Origin of the sequence: Thermobrachium celere DSM 8682, assembly GCF_000430995.1 — a bacterium.
GTDB lineage: Bacteria > Bacillota > Clostridia > Clostridiales > Caloramatoraceae > Thermobrachium > Thermobrachium celere.
In genome coordinates this window covers 3,223-3,826 of the sequence record NZ_HF952038.1, presented here as the reverse complement: position 1 = coordinate 3,826, position 604 = coordinate 3,223, and the positions used below count along the sequence as shown (strand labels likewise).

General features: G+C 33.8%; 2 protein-coding genes. Both read left to right on the top strand.

Annotated elements, in window-relative coordinates:
- Positions 1–221 (top strand): gamma carbonic anhydrase family protein (locus TCEL_RS11570; RefSeq protein ID WP_040684095.1); only part of this gene is annotated, 221 nt, incomplete at its 5' end.
- Positions 222–304: 83 nt separating this feature from the next.
- On the top strand, positions 305–604 hold a 300-nt coding region (locus tag TCEL_RS11565; RefSeq protein WP_040684094.1), incomplete at its 3' end, for an HD domain-containing protein.

Below are 604 nucleotides of genomic sequence, written 5' to 3'. Positions count from 1 at the left end.
GTTTAATTGGTATGGGAGCTGTAATATTAAATGGTGCAGTTATTGGTGAAGATTGTATTATAGCTGCAGGTTCAGTTGTAACGCAGGGAAAAGAGATCCCACCAAGGAGTTTAGTTATGGGGACACCAGCAAAGGTTGTTAGAGAGCTAACAGATGAAGAAATAGAAAGTATAAAAAAGTCTGCAATTCATTATAAAGAACTTGCTGAAGCATATCGATAAAAAAGGGGGGTTATACCCCTTTAAAATTTAAATAAATTAGCAGGAATTATCAAAAAGTTGTAGAATATATAAGAGGTGAAACTATGATTACTTTAAATGATGTAAAGAACAACATAGAAATTAAAACTTATATGGAACAGGGTGACAGATTTTTAGGTGCAATGGGTTTTACAGAACATAGCCTAAGGCACGCAACAATAGTATCTAATATTGCTTCAAATATCCTAAAACAATTAGGATATTCAGAAAGGGAAGTAGAACTTGCAGCAATTGCAGGTTTTCTTCATGATATTGGAAACGTTGTAAGTAGGCATGATCATGGACAGACAGGAGCAATAATATCAATGAGAATTCTAAAGGAAATGGGAATGGATTTTAATGAG